The sequence below is a fragment of the Maridesulfovibrio spiralis (SeqCode) genome, assembly GCF_048571135.1.
GTDB classification, from domain to species: Bacteria; Desulfobacterota; Desulfovibrionia; order Desulfovibrionales; family Desulfovibrionaceae; genus Maridesulfovibrio; species Maridesulfovibrio spiralis.
Genome location: NZ_CP182344.1, coordinates 1,960,294 through 1,981,377, shown reverse-complemented (window position 1 = coordinate 1,981,377; position 21,084 = coordinate 1,960,294). Strand labels below are relative to the sequence as shown.

Sequence of the window (21,084 nt, the reverse complement as noted above, 5' to 3'; positions counted from 1 at the left end):
AACTCACAAAGGGAGCATCAGGGATTTTTTACTATAGGAGAATTATCAGTAGTCTAAATTTATAAGGAAATATTAATTATACATTTTCAGCTTACATCTTTACCCAATCTTTTCAGGATACTGCTGACAATTCCATCCAGCATGGGCTGCTCCGGCAGATCGAGCACCGAGGCATCTGTCATCTGCCGCTCTACCAGACCGGGAAGCGATGGAATGGAAAAACTATGTTCAGGAAGGCCGTCCAGAGCCGGAGGTGTTCCCTGAATATGCCGGTTCAAGACCAGCACCTGATTATCAAGCCCGAGGTCCTGCGCCATACGTCCCACTTCGGCTCCGGTTTGCAGGCTGCGCATGCTCGGTTCGGAAACAACCACAAGACCGTCTACATGAGTTACTGTCCCGCGCCCGAGATGTTCAACTCCGGCCTCAAGATCAACCAGCACCCAGGCATTACTTTCCATGACAATATGCGCCAGCAAAGCCTTGAGCAGGGCATTGGCATCACAGGCGCAGCCGCCGCCCGCGTTGGTGACCGCCCCCATGACCAGAAGTTTTTTATATCCGGGCGTGACGCCGTTTACCGGGGGCGCACCAAGAGGGATGTCGCGGGCCAATGACTTGGGCAGGTCTGCAACCTCGGGATTCAAATTCAAAAAACCGCCTTCATGGATTCGCTCCCGCACCAGATCTTCACGTTTAATGAGCGGCGTGGGCAACTCCTCCACACTCAGGCCGGAAGCCTGACCAAGGGAAAGAGCCGTGTCTCCATCCACCATCCAGACATCATGACCGTGGCGGGCCAGCCAATCGGCAACCCATGCGGTCAACGAGGTTTTCCCAACTCCGCCCTTTCCGGCGAACGCAATTTTCATAGCACCGTCCTTGCTTCACTATTCCCGGAAAAGCCGGAGAAAGCATTTCGCCCTCTCCGGCATCTTTTCAGTTCTCTATTCGGATAAACCAAGCCCTTTACGCTTCGCCTTGATCCGTTCATCAAACATCTCTGCGGTTTTCACCGGATCGGGTTCAATGAAGAAGGTTGCGCCCACCAGATCTTCGAGACCGGAAACCGCAAGATTGGTCACGGTTTCTGAGCCGAGGATGTTCGGTGGATGTCCAAGGTGGGTGTAGATACCGGAAGCCACCGCGTACAAACCGATAGCGGCAGCCTTCTCAGAATACCATTCCGGGGAAGAAGCCCCCACAGGAAGATCGGAGATGTCCACATTAAGCCCGTTGGCAAGGGCGGCGCAAAGCTGGAGGATACGGGAGTTATCAACACAGGAACCGTAATGCAGAACAGGCGGGATGCCGAGTGCTCCGCAGACTTCCCTGAGTCCGGGACCGGCCATTTCAATGGCTTCGGGTACAAGCAGCCCGGCCTTACCGGCAGCAGTGGTTACACAACCGGTCGCCAGCACCAGAATATCGCGTTTGATCAGTTCTTTGGCGAGGCCGACGTTCAGTGAATCCTGCTTTATTTTGGGGTTGTTGCAACCGACGATACCAACAGCGCCGCGAATCTTGCCTGCTGCAATGGCTTCAATAAGAGGAGTGAGGGAACCGCCCAAAGCCTCAATCACAGCTTCGTTGGAAAAACCGGTCATGATTTCAACCGGTTCACAGGGAATATCGACTCGTCCGGCATCACGTTCGGCATAGGCTTCAACAGCGATGGAAACAATCTCTTTGGCCTGCTGCATGGCTGTGCGCGGCTGGAAGTCGAAATGGATACCACCGGTAAAGCGGGCCTTGTTGGCGGTATCGATGAATTTGGTATGGTAACAGCCGGAAATCTGGACCAGAGAAGGCATGATGCACTGATAATCGACGACGATAGCCTCAACAGCTCCGGTCAGGATGGCAAGCTCAGTCATCAGGTGGTTACCGGCCATGGGAATGCCTTGGCGCATAAGCAGTTCGTTACCTGTGCAGCAAAGGCCGCCGACGTTGATGCCTTCGGCGCCGAGTTCCTTGGCACGGGCCACCAGCTCGGGATCACGGGCCGCAGACAGAATCATTTCGGAAACAACCGGATTATGACCGTGTACCAGCAGGTTAACCTTGTTTTCCTTGATAATCCCGAGGTTAGCGGTGGACATTTTGGGAGTGGGAGTACCGAAAATAACATCGGAAAGCTCCGTACCGATCATGGAGCCGCCCCAGCCGTCAGCCAGAGCTGTACGGGCCGCATGAATAAGTGTGTTGGGCGCATCGTTGTCGCAGCCCATATGGGTGCGGTGCATCATCTCCGCAATCTCACGGTCAATGCCACGGGGAGTCATACCGAGCTTTGCCCATATCTTCCTGCGCACTTCAGGAACACGGGAAAGGAAAGCGACCTCTTTCTTGCGGGAGCCGAAATCTGCAAAGCAGCATTCCATGAGATCTTCGGCAACAGCCATAAGCTCACGGCCTTCGGTATCAATGCCTACTTCAGCCGCCAGACGGATCAACTTGGCTTCGTCGGTAATTTTGTAATCCGGCGCTTCGCCTTCCACGATGGCCTCAAGGACTTCAATAAGATCACGGCCATGGTCGGAATGGCCTGCCGCCCCGCCGGCAACAAAACGTCCGAAGTTACGGGCCACAACAACATCAGCGTCAGCACCGCAAACGCCGCGGGGCATTTTTGCACTGATGCGGCAGGGACCCATGGTACAGTTACGGCAGGTGGTTCCGAGTTCGCAGAATTTACAATGGGGGGTCTGCATGGCCATGCGCTCATGCACAGTCTCGATACCTTCCTCCCGGCCTTTCTTGATCATGGCCTTGGCATCATCCCAAATCGTAAGTTCATCAATCGGTTTCGGTTCTTTCGCCATATTTCCTCCTATCCCTGTTTGCGGGAAGCGGCATTGCATTACCCGCAGCTAAAAAATAAAAACCCTACTCTAGTGCAGAGAGTAGACTTTCATTCTACCAGTGTATGTCGCCTAGCGGACAAATAGAAGAAAAATGCAAAAAAACTTTACTGATCCAAACTCAGGCTTAACGGCCTGCCGCCCGCGCCAGATCATCCATGTTGACAATCAGGTACTGTCCGCGCCCGCGTTTTTCAACAAGCCCCGCACGGACCATATCGTTAAGCAGGGTTGAAACGGTCTGGCGGGTTGCGCCCAGCAGCTGCGACAACTGTTCGATAGTGAGATTGATGGTCACGAGAACGCCGCCACCCTCCTGTTCCACCCCGTTATCATGGGCTTCGGCAAGCATGTAGTCCATGAGGCGGTTGTAGATATCCTTAAATGCCAGTCCGCCGATAATTGAGAATGAGTTTTGAAGAATATGCCCCAGCACCCGGACCATAGTGCGCGTAAAAAGCGGAACCGAATCCATGATCCTTTTGACTTCCATGACTCCGGTCGTCATGAGAGTCACATCATCCAAGCCTTGAATGTAACAGCCTGAATGAGTGGAATAAATATCGCCGGGGTTGAGGATTCCGAGGGTGAATTCCTTATCCTCGTATGCAAGATAGATACGCACACGCCCCTTAGCCACAACGAACACTAAATCTGTTTCATCAGGCGCAAAGATGACCGCTCCCTTGGCGTAATTTCGTTCATTGAAGATTGCACGCAAGTCGGCAAGATCAGGCTTGGCAAGTTCGTCAAGAAGATTGACGCCGGAGAACTTCATAATCCCTCACAGGGCTACGGTTGTATTTTTTGCAGCACTATCACAATGAAGGAACCCCGTCGAATCAAGACCACCGGACCCTTATGCCGGCCTGACTTCTTTTACCTCCGGCAGACGGAGTTACCCATTGTCACAGCTCAAGCCTCCTACTTCTGGTTCAAGCAATCTTCACAGATTTCGCCGTCCTGCGTTTCCGCTTTGCTTTTATTTTCTTCCTTGAGGATCAAATCAACGGTTTCTTCGAAACGATCCACCGGAACATAACCGCGTATCGCCACACCGTTAACAAGAAATGTGGGAGTTCCGTTAATCTTGAATCTCTTGGCTTCCTGTTCATCATCAACCAGAAATTCGAGCACTTGCTTGGAATTGATACTTTCCTGAAGATCTGCAGGGTCTATATTTATTTCTTGGATGATCTTTTTCAGCACGGCCCCGGTCTTATCTTCATAAAGAGCCTTCTGCTGTGCAAAGGCCAGATTATGGAACCGGTAAGCCTTCTCCTTATCAATCCGGGCTATGGCCTCATAAAACAGGGCCAACTCGCGGGATTCCTTGTGCAAGGGCAGATGTTTGAAGAAAAGCCTGTATTTTTCCGGCTGCTCAGTTGCCAATCTGCTGACTACGCTTGCCCCCTTACTGCAATAGGGACAAAGAAAATCTGAATATTCAACAATGGTTACCGGGGCATCAGCATTGCCCAGCATTATTCGCTCGTCCCAGATTCGAGGCTGCAAAGGATTTTTAATCTCCGATTCGAATTCGCCCAGACGCTTCTGCTCTTCACGTTCTTTGATGCCCCTGTCGAGTATCGCCAACAAGGCTTCACTGTTTTCATCCAACACATCGAGCAAAATCTGCGGATTTTCACGTACGGCTTCCCGAAGCTGGGCATTGAATTTCTGTTTATTCGCACAACCGGAAAAAAGAACTACAACCGACAGAATCAGAACAATTCGCTTGAGCATAAAATCACCTCAATCATTTCTCAATTCACTTCAAAGCTATCCATTAAGACATGCTGTCCGCCAGCTTATGACGGACAGCATGGTAATTTCGGACTATTTCCCGTTCAAGTCACAGCCCCAGCTGGCCTTGGCCCAAGGATAGGATTTCTCCGGCGGAAACTGCGCGGGAAGGGGAAAATCGCATCCTTTCTGGCAGACATTATCCCCGGATTTCGTGCTGTTTACACAGAATTGGGTCAACGGTGCCGTCCATGAATCATGCGGAGTAAGACGGTGTTGATTCCCTTGGGGATCAAAAACAGTTGTACCATAATTGTAGGCATCTACGGGATTCATTTTTCTGTAATTAAGCAAATGGGCAATAGATACATCTCCGGTACGGTCACAACCGGAAATGCAGTGAATATAAATCAGGTAAGGCACAGAATTCGAACTATCCAGCATATTACCTATTTTCGTAACGAGGCTTAACAGTGTTGCGGAATCAGTTTCAACAGGCTGGATCTCCCACCACAAAAGAGCACCACTGGCTGTTTTCGCCTTAGCGGTTGCATTGACCGCAGGGATTTCAAATGTACCGTTAACATACTGATTTTTAGGCGGGATTGCAGTGGCGTTAGTTACTTGGGTGTCAAAGAACCTGTACTCTGCATTAAGCACATAACCATTGGTTGGATTCCCGGTTGAAGGCGGCTGGGTCAAATCATCATTGATCAGACTGATATCTACAAAAACAAAATTATCCGGGAATTTTCCATCGCCGACCTGTGTTTTGTAACGGTTTTTGAGGGCCGCCAAGAGACCCGGAAAATCAAAATATTCTTTATTATCTTTGACCAACGTTGGGTTGGGGCCACGGAAAAGAAGGTTCTTACCTTTCTTATCCAACAGGTAAGCCTGCCAGTAGTTCTGCTCTGCGGGGTTCACATGGGTGATGGGCAGGGCGTGGAAATAATTATCATTGGAAGGAGCCTGAATGTACTGGCAACCAAGACACGCCGGAGCATTGTATGGTGCTGAGCATGAAGAATCAATATCCCAGGTGAAACCGCTTTTTGTATTTACAGTACAATTGAAATTCTGGCCCATGGTCCCGCTTGTCAGCTGGATCAGATATGATGCATCGACAACCATATTCGTAGCGTTATCGGATGCGGGTTGATTCCCCCCAAAATATTCCTTTGTACTGTTATCAATTTTTCCGTTCTCCAGCTTCCAGATAGTCACATCTGTATAATCATTAAAATTATCAATCTTATTCCCCGGCAGGGTAAGCCTGAAATGTTCGGCGGCTACCTGCGGCACATTGGGAATCAACATAAGCGCAGAGAAAAACAAAAAGACAAGACATAAACCCCTAAATTTCTGTACACAAATCATTCTTTCCTCCCTAAATTAAACTCTTTGTTGATCATCCCGCCATAAGCTGCATCTGAAATACAGGCAGCAGGATCGCCATAACAATAAAACCGACCACCGCACCCATGACCAGAATCATGACCGGTTCAAGCATGGAAGTGAGGTTCTTGACCAACTGGTCCACCTCACGCTCGTAGTGTTCAGCAATTTTCCCCAGCATGGTATCCAATGAACCGGACTCCTCACCCATGGAAATCATTTCCGTAACGTAAGCCGGAATGACCCCGCTGTCCTTGAGCGGAGTGGCAAGCTTGCTGCCCTCGCGGACCTCGGAAGTGGCCTGCTCAACAACCTTTGATACGGCAACATTTCCGGTGACCCCGGCACTGGATTGCAGTGCGGACAAAAGCGGGACACCGGAACCGATCAGGGTTCCTAGAGTACGGCACCACCGGGCCATGCTGACCTGAATAACCAGAGGACCGAAGGCCGGAATTTTGAGTTTTCCGGTATCAATGCGCATCCGTCCGGCGGGAGTGGAACCGATCTTTTTCCATGCTGGTATGACGATCGCCAGCGTCAGTGGCATCAGCCACCATGTCTGTTGCAGAACGTCTGAAATTTCGATGAGAATACGGGTGGCAATGGGCAGTTTCTGGCCCATGCTCGAAAACATCTGGGCAAATCTGGGAACCACGAGCAGCATCATGGTTGTGATGGCCCCGACCATGGCCACAAGCATGATCACCGGATAGATCATGGCCCCGGAAACCTTGGAGCGCAGGTCTTCCTGCGCCTCACGCATGAAGGCCAGTCTGTCCATGGCCTGATCGAGCATGCCCCCGGCCTCGCCTGCTGCCACGAGGGAAATGTAAAGAGTATCAAAATGTTTAGGATATTCAGACAAGGCCCGCGACAAGGGCATCCCCTCACGCACGCGGATATTTATCGTGGTGATGACTTCCCCAAGCATGGTCCCGGCATTCTGGTCCTGCAAAAAGGACAAGGCCCGCACAAGCGGAAGACTGGAGCCAAGCAGGGTGGCGAACTGGCGGGTAAAGGATGTCACCTGCTTATAACTGATCCTGCCTCCGAAAAGAGACTGTCCTTTGTGGCTGGCCTTCGGTTCTTCACCAGCAGGACTGCCCTTGCGCTCAACCCTGAGAACCCGCACTCCCTGCCCGGCAAGTTCACGCTGCACAGCAGAAGCATCAGCCGCTTCCATTTCACCGGAAAGCTGCTGCCCTTCTTTGATTGCTGTATAAATGAACGTTGCCATGTATTCTCCGAGTTTTGTCTTTCCTAATTATCCTGAGCCATGCGGTAGACTTCCTCTTCCGTGGTCAGCCCCTTGGCGGCCTTGGCAAGACCGTCCTGAAGCAGGGTCCGCATGCCTTCTTTCTGAGCCTGCGCCCCGATTTCAGCCGCACTGGCCTCATTCTGGATCAGGGCCTGGATGGTCGGGGTGTTGACCAGAATTTCAAAGATTCCGACCCTGCCCTTGTACCCGGAACCGTCGCAGACTTCGCAGCCCACGGCCTGCCATTTACCTTCCGCATCCTGAGTTTTACAATTGGAACACAGCCTGCGCAGAAGCCGCTGGGCCATTGCCCCCGCAAGGGTCGGGGCAACGAGGTATGGAGCTATACCCATCTCCACCAGACGGGTGACAGCAGTGGGAGCATCGTTGGTATGCAGGGTGGAAAGGACAAGGTGTCCTGTCAGCGAGGATTGAACCGCGATTTCAGCTGTTTCAAGGTCACGGATTTCCCCAACCATGATGATATCCGGGTCCTGACGCAGAATAGACCTCAGGGCTGCCGCAAAAGTCAGCCCCACTTTGGAATTAACCTGAATCTGGTCAATGCCGCGCAACTGGTATTCCACAGGGTCTTCCGTGGTGATGATTTTTAGTTCCGGGGACTTGATGTAGTTCAGCGAGGCATAGAGGGTAGTGGTTTTACCGGACCCGGTCGGCCCGGTCACCAGAATCGCCCCGTGGGGCCTGTGGACCAGTGTTTTCCAAATCTCCAGCATTTCCGGCTCGAATCCGACATCCGCAATATCAACCTTGATGGAAGATTTATCCAGAATACGCATGACCACCCCTTCGCCGAAGACAGTAGGGGTGGAGGCCACACGGATATCGTAATCAGACTGCTCCATTTTCAGGCGGATGCGTCCATCCTGCGGGATGCGCCGTTCGGCGATATCCAGATTGGACATGATCTTGATACGGGAGATGATTGCGGCCTGATACTTTCTGGGAACGGTGTTGACTACGTGCAGAATACCGTCAACCCGGAAACGGATTTCCAGACCATCTTCATAGGGTGAAATATGGATATCCGATGCCCCTTGAGAAATGGCATCGCGAAAGGAATTGTTGACCAGACGGATAACAGGCGCGGCCTGTGCCATATCCCGCAGATCCTCCACGTCATCCAAGGAATCCAGGTCGTCATCCAGACTTGTGAAAACCCCCTCCATTCCTTCACCGGAGTAAGCCCGCTCCAAAGCATCCACAAGATTATCCGCCGGAGCGAAAACCATGTGCACCTTCATCTCCAGAGCCTGTTTCATCTCGGATAAGGCAGTACCGATAAAAGGTGTTGCCACAGCCACCCTGACCCAGCCGCCATCTTCTTTTGAGAGGGGCAGGAGTAAGTGGTTCTTGGCAAAACCCTCAGGCACAAGCTGGATCAGCCCCGGTTCGGCAAGATAGGTTTTATCAAGCTCCATCCATTCCATGCCGAGATACTCCGCCGTGCTTCTGAGAGCGTCCTGTTCGGACTCCCCGGCCGCCCGGAGCCGCTGCCACCATGCCCTGATCCGGTCCGGAGAAGACAAGTCGTGCGGGGTAGCCGGAAGGAGATTTATTTCGTTTTCCTGCATAGCTTTTTCCGGGGCTAGAGGTCGAAAATCAGGCCGAATTCATCAACAGCCATTGGGCTTTCTGATTTACGCAGACCGCTCATAGCATCAGCCTCGTCCGGTGTGGCAATCACGTATGGAGTCAGGAAAAGCAGAAGTTCCGACTTAGTCATCTGGTCTGACTGAGTACCGAATAGCGGACCAAGTATCGGTGTATCACGCAAGTAAGGTGCACCCTTCTTCTTCAGATCATCGTTAGCACTCATCAATCCGCCGATAACCAGTGTCTGGGCATCCTTGACCAGTACGGTCGTCGAGGCGGCGCGGTCGGTGGACTTCCATTTGTCCGGGTCGGTGTCGTCAGTCTGCAAACTGGAAAGAGTCTGGTCTATTTTGAGAGTCACATCCCGGTTTTCAGCAATGGTCGGAGTAATATCCAGCTGCATGCCGAACTTACGATGGTCGTAAGTTTTGATTACATTCTGCTGCGTAGTCACCGAGGTCTGCGTCAGTTTGAGTATAGGAATCTCCGTGCCGACGGAAATACTTGCCTTCTGGTTATCAAGGGCAACGATATGCGGTGCGGAAACAACACGGGCATTATCGTCCGAAGCGAAGAAGTGCATCATCATTTTAAAATTATCCGAATCAACAATGGAAAATTTGAGAGCCTCCTGCGCGGCATTGGCAATTCCGGCTGTGCCGAAAATCTGCCCGAAATCCAATGCACCCTTAAGGTCTACACCGTCTGCGTTGGTATTAAACATCCACTCGAAGCCGAGCTTGGTTTCATCGGTCAGGGTAACTTCCACAAGATAGGCTTTGATAGAAACCTGCATGGTGCGCACATCAAGCGTACCCACGATTTTATCAATATCCTTGTGGACACTTTCCGGGGCCAGAACAATAAGCGAGTTGGTTTCCTCCATGGCCAGAATCTGTATTGAGCCCTGCCCGCTGCCCGCTGCCTGCTGGGTATAAAGTTTAGTCAGCATTGGAGCCACTGTTTTGGCCTCAATGTATTGCAACGAATATGTCTTGGAAGTCGGCAGGGAGCCGGGCTTGTCAATGTGGCTGATCAATGTCTTCAGCTTCTGCACGTTGGCTGCCGTATCGGTGAACACTATGTAGTTATTGGATTTTCCTGAAAAAATGGAGCCCTCAGGAGACAATATCTGCTTGAAGTCTGCGATTACCTCAGCCGCCTTGAGATATTCAAGCATAAGCACTTCCGTGACCATCTGGTCGCCGCCGACAGTGATGCTATCCACATTCAACCCTTCATGCACAGCTTCGCTTTTGGAAACTACCTTGTAATATCCGCCCTGCTGCACGAGGGTATACCCTTTCATATCCAAAACAGAATAGAGCAGCCGCAAAGCTTCAAGCCTGCTAACCGGCCTAGGGGATATTACCGTTACCGGACCTGTGAGCTGATGGTTGGGAATAAAAGTCTTGCCCATCAGGTGCGAATAGAATTCCAGCACAGCCATGATGTCGGTCTGCCTGAAATTGATCTCGATTTTGTTCTTGGCAGCTGCTGCGGCAGTTCCTCCAAACCCACTGGAAAGCGGCATACAAAAAGAGCAGACCATTATCAGAATGGCCAAAAAGCGTATGCTTTGTGTGAATCTCATCATAAAAATCTCACCTAATATTTTCCTGAATGTGTTTTGGTTTTATCTCCCCTGCCGGACAGGTCAGGGGACCTTGATATCCACATTCATGGGTTTTCCTTTACGGATGATTGTAAGAAACACGTCCTTGCCAATCTTGTTTTTCAGCACCGCACTGACCTGCGCGATAGAACTGACCGGCCTTCCAGAAACCGCCAGCAACAAATCCCCCGGTTGCAGTCCGGACCCCTTGCGCAACACCCGGGCCACTTTGAGACCGCTGGAGGAAGAAATTCCAAGGTCTTTACGTTCTGTGTCAGACAGGGGAATCAGGTTCACTCCAAGTCCGCCAAGCGTTGCATTACCGCCTGTACCGACAGCATTTGACTGCGCGGCAAGAGAAAAAGACAGCCCCTCTTTTTCAGTAATACCGGACTCATTCAGTAGAATCTCCGCCTGTTCTTCCCACGCGCTGTTCATCCTTAGAGTGGCATTCTGATCATTGCGGGTCAGGACAACATAGCCGGATGCTATCTCCACAACTATGCTTTGCCGGACAATCTGTCCCAACGAGACCAGAGAACTTGCACCACCATTAATTCCGGTGATGATTGCATAGGATTTACCTGCCCCCGGCATGGTTGCCTTCAGGGAAAGGCCGGAAATCTCCGGTCCCGGAGGAAGAGGCGGAGGCGGGGCATCAGTTTTTTTCTGGTAGGACCGGTGCACCAAATTCAGCTGTCCGAACTGGAAGATATGATGACGCTTGGTGCTGAAAAATGAGTAGTGGGGATACGCCAGCGGATCAGCCGGAGGAATCTCGCGGGTGGCATCCACATAATTCACCGCCTTGGGATGCGGAGCGGGCAGGGCAAGAATAATCGCCGCCCCGGCAACCGTCAGGGCCGCGACGATCATTGCGATCCTGAACAAGCTGTTAGCCGTGCTTTTATGTAAATACCTTTCCAAGCCCATAACTATCCCCCGGTCCCGTGCGTGGCATTCATATGTTTGGGATTTTCACCGGTAGAGTTGCCCTGCGCGCTGCAATTAAAGACCTTACGGGCATATCTCCAGTCAATAATATCATCCTTGGGCACGACCACATCGTAGCCCAGTTCCTGCTTGAAAAAGCCCTCATACTTTTTAAAATATTCATCGGTTTTGTTTTCGGATTCCGGCTCAGTGCAAAAATAAACCTGTGCCTCTTCCGCGCTGAGGAAACGAACACTCTTCATAATCTCTTCAATTGTCCGGCGGGAAACGCCCTGCGGATTGTCTTCAGTCAAAAAGGCCAAAGCCTGATCAGGATTATCATGCCACCAGCGGACTGCACGGGAAAAACCGTTAATGAGAGCCTCAACTGCCTCTGCGCTACCAGGCAGAGCATCCTCGCGCAGAACAAGAAATTGGAGCATCCAGTTATCCAGATCCTCCGGCCCGGCCACGGGTCTGGCAATTCTCTGCCGCTGCAACCGCCCGACATAAGGCTCAAAAGTAACCCCCACCTCTATCAATCCGGCCTCCAAACTCTGCGATACCATCTCACGGGACATATCGCTGACCTTTACGTCTGAAAGCGACATGCCGTTCTTTTTGAGCACTTCATATAAAAAGTAGTGGGCGGCTCCTCCGGTTTGCAGATACACGGTCTGCCCGCGCACATCTTTGACCGACTTGATAGGCGAACTGCCCGCAACCATCAAAGTATCACCGGACCTGAACTTCGCAAGCGGGGCAACGATGCGCAGGTCCACGCCTTTGGTAAGCAGCTGCATAAGCTCTAAAACATGAGTGGCAGTACCGTCGATTTCTCCGGCATACAACTTCTCGAAGTTGGTTTTTTCATGCTCGGAAAAATAGCACTCAACCCGTGTGCCGTTTGCATGGAGCCAGCCATTGTGGCGGGCGATTTCAAACGGGGCAAAGCCGATCCACGGCGGGACGGAAAGAACTATCCGGGCCGCATTCTCCGGCATATTGGAATCAACCTTGGCCGGGATGGAGTATTTGCTGACTACCAGACCGCCCTGCATGTCCCCGCTCTTCCCGGTTAATGTTAACTCGGAAACCACAAAGACCTGCGGAGAAGTTTCAAGGTAATAAATAAACTTCTCAATGGAAGTAAAAGCCCCCGCGAAGGAAACTTCCATTGGCTGGCTTTGCAGGAATCCTTCCTTCTTATGCGTCATGGGCCGGATTTCCTTGATCGTGACCCCGGTGATGGACGCATAATCCCTGATCTCGTTGTAAATGTCGGAAGCAGCCCAGTCCCGGCGGTCGATGAGATCAAGCTGCCGCTTCAGGGATTCATATTCGTCTTTCACCTGACGCAACTTGGCTTCCCGGTCCGGCAGGACCATGGCCTTGGGTGTATTGAGTTGAATCTTATTCTTCAGGTCGGCTTGTTCCTGTACCGTGCTCTCGTACATATTCCCCAACGGGGCCAGCACCCCCATGTACAGGCCGACAATCAACAGAAAAACAATACAGATGCCAAGAGCGCGACGATCCTGCGGGGCAAGTTTATTCCAGGCAGCCAAGAGAGCATTCATTGCGCGCCCTCCTGCTTCTCCGGTTTGAAGAAAGTCTTCCACTCCGGGAAATCAAGATCGACAACAAAGCGGAAGCCCTGCCCGTGATCAAGTTTACTCATGGAAGAAAGAACCGCGTTGGAAAATATATCGGCACTGCTCAAATTCTCCAGCAGCGACATCAGGCTGATCTCGCTTTTGGCCTCCCCTTGCAGGGTCAGTCTGCCGGACTGCCCAAGGCGCATGGTATCTAGCTTAACCTGAGCCGGGACAGCATCACCAAGATCACGAAAAACATGGGAGACAAAAGGCTTTTTAACCGTATATCGAAGAATGGTCCTGTTGCGGCGGACATATTCCCGGATCTCCATGGTCACCAGATCAGTTCGCTTGGCCAGAAACAGAATCTTGTGCGCTTCTTCCTTGAGGACCGCAGCATCCTGCTTATTCAAGTGAATCACGGAAAAAAACAGCAGCAGACATCCGGCAACAGCTCCGGCCAGTCCCAGCCCCGGCTTGATGTAGTCTTTGGGCGTAAGCGGAATACGCTCCCAGTCCTCCAGACTTTCATGGAAAGAACCTTTGACACGGCCCAAACGCAATACGCCCAGAAAATCTTCATACGTGCTGATCTTTTCCAGCCCCACTCCGGGCAGCAAACTCCCTATTGCCCGGATAAGATTTTCCGGCTCCCTGTTGTTCCCGGGAGTAATCCAGAGCACGACCTTTTCCAGCCCCATCTTCCCTTCAGCCTCAAGCTCAGCAAGAAGTACCCCCAGCCCGCTTTCAAGCGACGGACCGCCTTCCGGCAGCACCTGCCAGCTTAGGGGAACATGTTTATTGATGCAGCAAAGACGGGTTTCGCCATTCTCACATGATACCAAAAGAGTCGGCCCGGTAGTTTGAATATCCAACTCAGGAAGAATTATGGATACGACCTGAAAGCCCATGTCTTTGGCTTTTTGCAGGCATTCATGCAGATAATCATTGGGTATCCACCCCAAACTGCCGCCCACCCCTTTTCCCGCGCCGTAAAATCTGACCTCGCGGCCTCCGGTTTCCGGTGAACGGAACAAAAGCTGTCCGGCTTCCGCAGCCAAATCAGCAGCTGCGTCCTTCTGCTCTTTAGTTGAACTATGGGTGCGGCAAAGCGCAAGCATGGAAGAGGAAAGTACCGCAACACAAGGCCGGGGAGAACCAGGCTCAGGATGCCCATTAAAAGACCGCCATACATGATCCTTATGGGAATATTCAAAAGAAGCTGCGCAGTCTCCGTGCACATCAAAAATCAAAGCTGCCGAAACTTTTTTTCCAAAAAATCCGGGCACTGGGATGGACTGAAGCAACTTCTTAAATTTCATGTAACAGCCCCCGTTCATATTCGCGGCAGGGATTCGGATTCCCAGCGGGTAAAACGCAATTGATCCTTGCCCACACTGACTCTGGCGGAAATCCGCTCAACCGGCTTTCCGGGAGCAAATCCGGCTAAGCAGGTCATGCTGAAATTTTTTGACTGGACACCCAGCACCTTGGAGACCTGCGACTTCTGTCCGGCAGCACCAAGAACACTCAGCGCGGCATCTACTGTTGCAAACCCTTTCCAGCCGGTTAGGCGGTAAGCCAATAGAGCCTGCACCTGTTTGGTGGTGAACCCGACCGCATGGAGCACCTCTTTCCCGGCAGTATTGATATTCACCTTGCCTGAAGAAAAGCAGGTCAGGTGCTGCGCAAGACCGCCATGGCCGTCCTTACCATCAGAAGAACCATACAAAATCTCACGGGTCATGCCCTTGACCTGCAACAGCTCGTCCACAGTGCGGATCGGCCCGTTCACCAGCCCTTTTGCCGTGGCGACTGACAGTGGCGCTGCCTTTGGGTCCTTGTTCTGCTTATCGGTCCGGTAAAGAATTATATTTGAAGCCAGCACATTGGAAACATTTGGAAAACCCTGCAACTGATCCATGCTGGCGACATTAATGTTCAACCGGGATTCTTCATCCACCAGACCGTATTGCTGTTCCGGCTTATTGCTTTTGTGCTGGCTGCCGAAGCCATTGTCTTGTTTTGTATCCTTTGAATCTTCGGACACGGGACGGATAATAGAATAGTAGCCCGATTCCAGCTGCACGTCCTTGTAAAGGGAATCCCCGGAAAACCAAGTATCCGTGATACTGTGCACGGGGTCACGTGCGTGTTTCCTGATAATCCCCGCCGCCATGTGAATACCGCCGCGCGCCAGATTATATGCCCTGCTGTCCTGACTGTTCCAGCTTTCCACCTTGGTTTCGCATAAGGCTTCATAGGAAAACGAGGCAGCCATAACACCGAGAATGGCCATGACCCACAGCGTAATTACCAGAGCAAAGCCCTGCTGTTCTGATCGCTGTATCTGTCCGGCTGAATTCTTAAGCATACTTTTAACTTGCCTTCCGGTGCGGTGTTACTTCCAATAATATCTGTGAACGAAATACTTCCCTGCGCGATGGACCTTCCTTGAAATCCAAAACCAGACCGATCATTCCCGGCCCGGCCCCGGTAGCTGTATTTAATTCCCCGGTAACGCCGCCGCCATGCCCCCTTGCAGTCAGCCGGAAGCGGACTTCCACAAGTTCGGAACAAAGCTCCATCTTTGAGAGCGGCTTTCCCTTTTCAGGCTTTCCTTTTTTGTCCTTGCGCTCTTCACGCCAGAGAGTTGCATCCTCCAGAACATAGCGCACCCAGATCCGCTCCCCTTTTTTATCCACAATGGGAAACTGGCATTTTCCGTCCTGACAGGTAACATCCGAGTCCCGGCACTGCGGGTCCAGATTGCGCACATCCCTGCCCAGCATACTGAAAACATAAGAAGCTGAACGCATGGGCGAAAGGACCGCCTGTGCCTTAATCTCAACCTTGGTTGCGGTAACAAAAATCGAATAGACTGCGGTCAGCACAACCGAACCGATGGTAATCGCCACCAACAGCTCCAGAAGCGTAAACCCGCCGGCATCAATAGTTGGTGATGTCCGCGTTTTCACCGGTTCCTCCGGCCTTGCCGTCCTTGCCGTAGCTGAGCAGGTCAAAGTCCGGGCTGTGCTTACCGGGAGAAGTATAAACGTACGGATTATTCCAAGGGTCCTTGGGGATGATGTTCTTGCTCATGTACGGACCATGCCAGTTCTCGGGAACCGGCGCAGTGGAGGGCTTTTTCACCAAAGCCTCCAAGCCCTGCTGTGTAGAGGGAAAGTCTCCAGTGTCCAGCTGATAGCTTTGCAGGGCCATGGAAAAGTCCTCGATCTGGGCCTTGGCCGCCGCGACCTTGGCCTCATCGGTTTTACCGAAAAACCTCGGAGCGACAATTGCCGCCAGCACGCCGATGATCACGATAACCACCAGCATCTCAATAAGTGTAAAACCCAGTTTTCCTTTATGCATCATGAAGCTCCTCCGAACGGTTCGCTAATCGCCTTTGTGACCGGAACGTCAGCAGGCAGATGAATTCCCAATTTTACTATCTTTCCGAATCGATAAAGAGTCAGGGCAACATTATTGCCCGGACGTTTGCGTTGCATGATGAATGTTGAATCGCGCATTCCCTGAACCGAGACACCGTCAATTTCCAGCAGAATATCTCCGGGAAGCACCCCCCCCTTTTGTGCCGGGCTGTCTTTTTTGCAATCCACCACCAGCAGGGCTCGCTTCTGATCTTCGTTTGTCTGTTCAAGCACCTCTTCTTCAATGACGTGCATTTCCTTCTGAACAACCTTCAGCTTGAGTCCCAGCAGAGGCCGGGGCAATTGCTGATAGCCAACATCCATGGACTCAGCATTCAGCTGACACCCGGCTAAGACAAAGCTCAAAAGGACAAATAAAAACATCCTTTGGAAGCTCATATCTGATCGAGAAACCGCGTTCATTTCATCGCATCCTTTATCTGTGTTTTGCTCTCCGCCGGAAGGTTCAGGTCGACCTGAGCTGTTTCCAGAACATATTCATGTTCCCTGCCTTCAGTAAAAAACAACACCGTAACCTTAACCCGGTACACACCGGGATATTCATCCTCTTTTTGACTGACTATCTTCCACCTTCCACGAGGCAGGGTTTCGCAATTTCCTGAGGTTGTCCCCGCCTTGATATCCGCAGCGTTCAGGAAAACTGCCAGCCGCATCTGGGCTTCCAAGCCAGCACGCTCATACCCTTCCACCTGCGAAAGTGACGAAGCCGCCTGTGAGTACACACCTGCAACAGAAACCAAACCGATGGACAGAATCGCCATGGCGACCATGACTTCCATCAGCGAAAAACCGGAACTGACAGGCTTAGCGCACATGCACTCCTCCGTCAGACCCGGCAACAAAAACATTCAACCTTTCCTGATCGCCGGAAACCAGCTGCAACCTTGCGGGAGTGGCAGTTCCACGGGGATAAAAGACGATCTTCATCTCAGATCCGGAAACAGGTTTTCCCAGCAAAACCATTGAACCGACCTTCACTTTCTCCGCCAACGGGGTTCGGCTTATAATTTTGCCCCTGCCTGCACTCAGCAACTTCAAATCCCTGCTCCTGCTGTTGATTGCCACAACATGCTCTTTGCCGGTATCCGCCGCCCGAAAACGGGCCGCTGTAGCGATGCTGCGCAAATCCGAAACAGCAGCTTGCAGACTGCTGCCCGTAAGCTGCCCGCTTAAACGCGGGAGGAGCACAGCCATAACAATCGACATGATGACCATGACCACAATGAGTTCCAGCAGGGTGAACCCGTTCCGACCCTGCGCATGGCTCCTGTCTTTTGACGGCTGCTTCATATCCCTTTCCCGATGAGCCTATTGCTTGGGCATGACCCTGCGTTTCAGGATATACCCGACGTCAGGTGAATAGGTCACAAGCTCCCAACCCTGCTCTCCCAAAGGTCCAAGGTTGGGTTCATAAGGATCAAATTTAGACTTTCCCAGAACATTGGGAACAAGAATTTTGTACTCCCATCCGGCATTGATCAAAGCATCCAGCTTGGCCTCAATTCGGGAAATATCCTCATGCAGGGTCTGCAACGGAGCAAGCAACTCGCCAACATTTGCACTATTACCAACGGATTCTTCTGCGGATTGAGCAGCACATGTATCCGAAGACACACACAACAAGCACAATGCAACCAAAAAACTATTTATAACAGTCCTGGTAACAGGAAACTTGAATCCACATACAAACCTCACTATCCGCCTCCTTTTTATACTCCTATTCCCATTTATAGGATGTTAACATTTTTTTGTCTACAAACATTTAAGTTTTCGTAACTACTTTCCCTATTTGGCGCATTTAATCTCTATTTAAAGAAGCACGGTGCAACAAAAAAGCGTCTTGCTCTTGACACAAACCACACTATATTGTTTTATGCTGGTAATAATCTTTATCAAAAAACTCTCACAAACAGGGGGGGACATGAAGACCTGCGGCGCGAAAAAACGCATGATTCTACCAAGCTTTTTACTGATAGTGATCACTTGCTTTACTGGTTCAGTCTGGGCAGACAGCAATCCCTATTACTCTATGGATCCCACTCCCGGATATACAGGCATGAGTATAGCGATGGGAATCTGCCAGCCCGGGACAAATCCATCGACCAACACAGCTACCTACTCCTATCTTGTTAATGGAACATCTCCCATAAAAGCTTTCATCGTAACTAGCGGCAGTACGCCGTCTGCGGCAGCCACCTACTATATGAAAGAGGGCACTTGGAAGATAGACATCGAAAACAGTTACTTTAATCAAACACTTAGCACATACGTCAATATAACCGATACACAATGGGCGTTTGCAAACGGTTGCGGTCCGGCATCAAACGATATCAGCTGCTCGGCAAGCAAACTCATGCCCAGCCCCACTCCTGTACCGCCGGGCGGACCGAACCTGACCCCCGGTTGCCAAATGAACCCGGCAGCGGTTCCGCATGGCGGCCCCAGTCCCTACTACTCTCTGGTAGCCAAGGACGGCTATACCGGAATCACCATGAACCTCGGCCCCTGCGGAAATTCAACCACCCCTGCGGCATACAACAAGGCAATCAATACGGTTACATATTCCGTGATGAACGGAACCAAGCCACAGAAAATATTTTCAGTGGACAACAAGGTCTCGTCACCAATGGTCATTTATATGAAGCAGGACGTGAAATGGCAGGTCGACGTTGAAAACACCTACATCAAACAGAAGCTTACCGCGCCCATCACCATCAACGAAGACGGCTGGGTCTACGCGGACAATTGCGGCCCTGCATCTCCTGACCCCAAATGTTCAGCCGCTGAGCTCTTTGAGAAAAACGATTCCACCACCGGCCCCCTCAAAGTCCTCAGTCCCGGCTGCCAGCCCAGTAAATACACTCCTCCGCCACCGCCTCCGCTGGTCTGCGGCGACAACACCCAGACCACCGGCTGGGATGACGAACGCATCACCATCATCAACAACTGCGCGGACGCAGCATATATTGTACTCACTCCTCCCACTGCAAACAGCACCTATCAACAGTACAATCTGGATCTTTGGAAGCAGGCAGCGGCAAAAATAAATATGGATAAGATGTATGCAAATCCCAAGATCACAACCTCAGCTCTCATGTTCCGCAAGAAACTTGCATCAGGCGATCAAATGAATATCCCTGTCCCGGAAGGCGGTATAGCTTCGGGCAACATCGGCGTATTGCTCAACTGCCAGCAGGAACCTGACGGTGTCGGCTGGCCCGGGAACTGCACAATCGGGGCTGTTCCAGGAACAGCAAGTTCAGGCGTGGGAACAATCTTCGAATATTCAGCTGGCTGCACCTACACAACAGATGAAGACAGAAAAACCAAATGCACGGTCAACCCGTCCTCTGACCTGAAGTATTGCCTTGGGTCAACGGACTACTATGACGTAAGTATGGTTAACGGATTCAGTGTTCCCATGAATGCGGAAGTGCAGGACGGCAAAGCCCATGACTGCAACATAACTGAAATAAACGGGGTTACCGATTTGTTCGGTTGTCCCAGTGAAGACAACACAACAATCTCTGCGAGCGGAAATAATGTTCAGCCATATAACAACCCGCAGTTAAGCAGTGGAGTCAACCTGTACATCAGCAACCACGCCACGGTTGAAGGACGCGCCGCCTGTATAACTCCACAGCAGTGGCTTAATGCCGGTGGACAGAACCCCAAGAACACCCAGCTTGTAACTCTCAGCGAAAGTCCGGTGGCATTAAACGACCTGACCATAGCAGACTGGTACGGCTGTAACGGCAAGGCCGCCGGAACCGATCCTGCGGAACCTGCAACATGCACCGGCCCCGGTTGCGGTGGACCACAATGCGCTGTCGGCCCTGACGGAACTATCGGTATCTACACTAATTCCAACATAATCGCTGGCAAAAGTATCGCCTACACCAACTATGTAACCTACCTTAAGCACATCGGAGTAGGCGGCTACGCATGGCAATTCAATGACGATGCATCCACTGTACTCTGCAACAAGCCGGGCGCGAAGATTCAGCTGACACTCTGCCCCGGCCCAGAAGGCCAGAAGCCTTACGAACAGCAGAACTGGGCCTTCGACGGCAAACAATGCCTGCCGACAAAAGGCGGATCATACTCAACGCTGCTCGACTGCATGAAAGACAACTACTGGTACACCTGCCAGCAGGAGAAGGTCGAGAAACTCGGCCCCGAGAACACTTCGGTATCCGCCGATCTCAACTACTGCATGCCCTATAAATCCAAGAAAGACCCCACCGCCGTTAGTGACGGCGTGCCTCTACAGACTTATGAACAGTGCATCCAGTATCAGGACCACTGCCGCAAGTTTGGACCGGAGCAATAGCTCGACGATTCATAACCTATAACTAAAAAATGAAGCGTGGTTACGGAGTTAACAACACTCTGCAACCACGCTTTTTCAATGGCTTGCCGAAACGTAATCGAAACTTGACTAGCAGAATCAGAACTAATCTCCCCCTAAAACAGAATCACACAAACACACCATAAATACGTACACTCTATCTTGACTTGCGATAAAGTGTATATTATCGAACATACGAAGTATCTCCCTAGGGTCGGGGCAAGATGCTAATTTCGCATGTTCGAT

At 51.4% G+C, this 21,084-nt stretch carries 19 protein-coding genes; 1 reads left to right on the top strand and 18 read right to left on the bottom strand.

Annotated features, from left to right (window positions below; all coding sequences use genetic code 11):
- Window positions 1-86: 86 nt before the first annotated feature.
- The 18 genes from ACNI29_RS08905 to ACNI29_RS08820 all read right to left on the bottom strand — a co-directional run bounded on the left by ACNI29_RS08905 (window position 87) and on the right by ACNI29_RS08820 (window position 18,101).
- The gene (locus ACNI29_RS08905; RefSeq protein WP_419781853.1) at window positions 87-872 is read right to left on the bottom strand and encodes an ATP-binding protein; all 786 of its coding nucleotides are present in this window, start codon (window positions 870-872) and stop codon (window positions 87-89) included.
- A 75-nt stretch (window positions 873-947) separates the two neighbouring features.
- The gene (gene cooS / locus ACNI29_RS08900; protein WP_419781852.1) at window positions 948-2,825 is read right to left on the bottom strand and encodes an anaerobic carbon-monoxide dehydrogenase catalytic subunit; all 1,878 of its coding nucleotides are present in this window, start codon (window positions 2,823-2,825) and stop codon (window positions 948-950) included.
- A gap of 166 nt (window positions 2,826-2,991) precedes the next feature.
- On the bottom strand, window positions 2,992-3,642 hold the full coding sequence (locus ACNI29_RS08895; RefSeq protein WP_419781851.1) for a Crp/Fnr family transcriptional regulator: 651 nt from the start codon (window positions 3,640-3,642) through the stop codon (window positions 2,992-2,994).
- Window positions 3,643-3,788: 146 nt separating this feature from the next.
- Window positions 3,789-4,610, bottom strand: a complete 822-nt coding sequence (locus tag ACNI29_RS08890; protein ID WP_419781850.1) for a DsbA family protein — start codon at window positions 4,608-4,610, stop codon at window positions 3,789-3,791.
- A 93-nt stretch (window positions 4,611-4,703) separates the two neighbouring features.
- Window positions 4,704-5,930 (bottom strand): protein-tyrosine phosphatase family protein, encoded by a 1,227-nt coding sequence (locus tag ACNI29_RS08885; RefSeq protein ID WP_419781849.1) that lies wholly within the window; start codon window positions 5,928-5,930, stop codon window positions 4,704-4,706.
- A 91-nt stretch (window positions 5,931-6,021) separates the two neighbouring features.
- Complete coding sequence (locus tag ACNI29_RS08880; protein ID WP_419781848.1) at window positions 6,022-7,248, bottom strand: type II secretion system F family protein; 1,227 nt, start codon at window positions 7,246-7,248, stop codon at window positions 6,022-6,024.
- Between the two features lie 23 nt (window positions 7,249-7,271).
- Window positions 7,272-8,864 (bottom strand): GspE/PulE family protein, encoded by a 1,593-nt coding sequence (locus tag ACNI29_RS08875; protein ID WP_419781847.1) that lies wholly within the window; start codon window positions 8,862-8,864, stop codon window positions 7,272-7,274.
- Window positions 8,865-8,878: 14 nt separating this feature from the next.
- Window positions 8,879-10,453, bottom strand: coding sequence for a secretin GspD/PilQ domain-containing protein (locus tag ACNI29_RS08870; RefSeq protein WP_419781846.1), 1,575 nt, complete (start codon window positions 10,451-10,453; stop codon window positions 8,879-8,881).
- A 90-nt stretch (window positions 10,454-10,543) separates the two neighbouring features.
- Window positions 10,544-11,392 carry a PDZ domain-containing protein gene (locus ACNI29_RS08865; RefSeq protein WP_419781845.1) on the bottom strand — a complete coding sequence of 283 codons (849 nt, stop codon included), beginning with the start codon at window positions 11,390-11,392 and terminating at the stop codon, window positions 10,544-10,546.
- Window positions 11,393-11,436: 44 nt separating this feature from the next.
- Window positions 11,437-13,014, bottom strand: coding sequence for an ABC transporter substrate-binding protein (locus ACNI29_RS08860; RefSeq protein WP_419781844.1), 1,578 nt, complete (start codon window positions 13,012-13,014; stop codon window positions 11,437-11,439).
- Window positions 13,011-14,354: a PilN domain-containing protein gene (locus ACNI29_RS08855; RefSeq protein WP_419781843.1), complete on the bottom strand. Its 1,344-nt coding sequence runs from the start codon at window positions 14,352-14,354 to the stop codon at window positions 13,011-13,013. Before ACNI29_RS08855 ends, ACNI29_RS08860 begins: the two co-directional genes overlap by 4 nt.
- Before the next feature lie 14 nt (window positions 14,355-14,368).
- Window positions 14,369-15,406 carry a type II secretion system minor pseudopilin gene (locus ACNI29_RS08850; RefSeq protein ID WP_419781842.1) on the bottom strand — a complete coding sequence of 346 codons (1,038 nt, stop codon included), beginning with the start codon at window positions 15,404-15,406 and terminating at the stop codon, window positions 14,369-14,371.
- A 4-nt stretch (window positions 15,407-15,410) separates the two neighbouring features.
- Window positions 15,411-16,010: a PilW family protein gene (locus ACNI29_RS08845; RefSeq protein ID WP_419781841.1), complete on the bottom strand. Its 600-nt coding sequence runs from the start codon at window positions 16,008-16,010 to the stop codon at window positions 15,411-15,413.
- Window positions 15,982-16,410, bottom strand: coding sequence for a type II secretion system major pseudopilin GspG (gspG, locus tag ACNI29_RS08840; protein ID WP_426803764.1), 429 nt, complete (start codon window positions 16,408-16,410; stop codon window positions 15,982-15,984). The genes ACNI29_RS08845 and gspG overlap by 29 nt, the downstream gene beginning before the upstream one ends.
- Window positions 16,407-16,889, bottom strand: a complete 483-nt coding sequence (locus ACNI29_RS08835; RefSeq protein ID WP_419781840.1) for a PDZ domain-containing protein — start codon at window positions 16,887-16,889, stop codon at window positions 16,407-16,409. The genes gspG and ACNI29_RS08835 overlap by 4 nt, the downstream gene beginning before the upstream one ends.
- The gene (locus ACNI29_RS08830) at window positions 16,886-17,302 is read right to left on the bottom strand and encodes a type IV pilus modification PilV family protein (RefSeq protein WP_419781839.1); all 417 of its coding nucleotides are present in this window, start codon (window positions 17,300-17,302) and stop codon (window positions 16,886-16,888) included. Before ACNI29_RS08830 ends, ACNI29_RS08835 begins: the two co-directional genes overlap by 4 nt.
- Window positions 17,292-17,777, bottom strand: a complete 486-nt coding sequence (locus ACNI29_RS08825) for a prepilin-type N-terminal cleavage/methylation domain-containing protein (RefSeq protein WP_419781838.1) — start codon at window positions 17,775-17,777, stop codon at window positions 17,292-17,294. Before ACNI29_RS08825 ends, ACNI29_RS08830 begins: the two co-directional genes overlap by 11 nt.
- Window positions 17,778-17,795: 18 nt before the next feature.
- Window positions 17,796-18,101, bottom strand: coding sequence for a hypothetical protein (locus ACNI29_RS08820; RefSeq protein WP_419781837.1), 306 nt, complete (start codon window positions 18,099-18,101; stop codon window positions 17,796-17,798).
- A gap of 442 nt (window positions 18,102-18,543) precedes the next feature.
- Between ACNI29_RS08820 and ACNI29_RS08815 the strand changes: the two genes are divergently transcribed.
- Window positions 18,544-20,820, top strand: coding sequence for a hypothetical protein (locus ACNI29_RS08815; RefSeq protein ID WP_419781836.1), 2,277 nt, complete (start codon window positions 18,544-18,546; stop codon window positions 20,818-20,820).
- Window positions 20,821-21,084 lie beyond the last annotated feature (264 nt).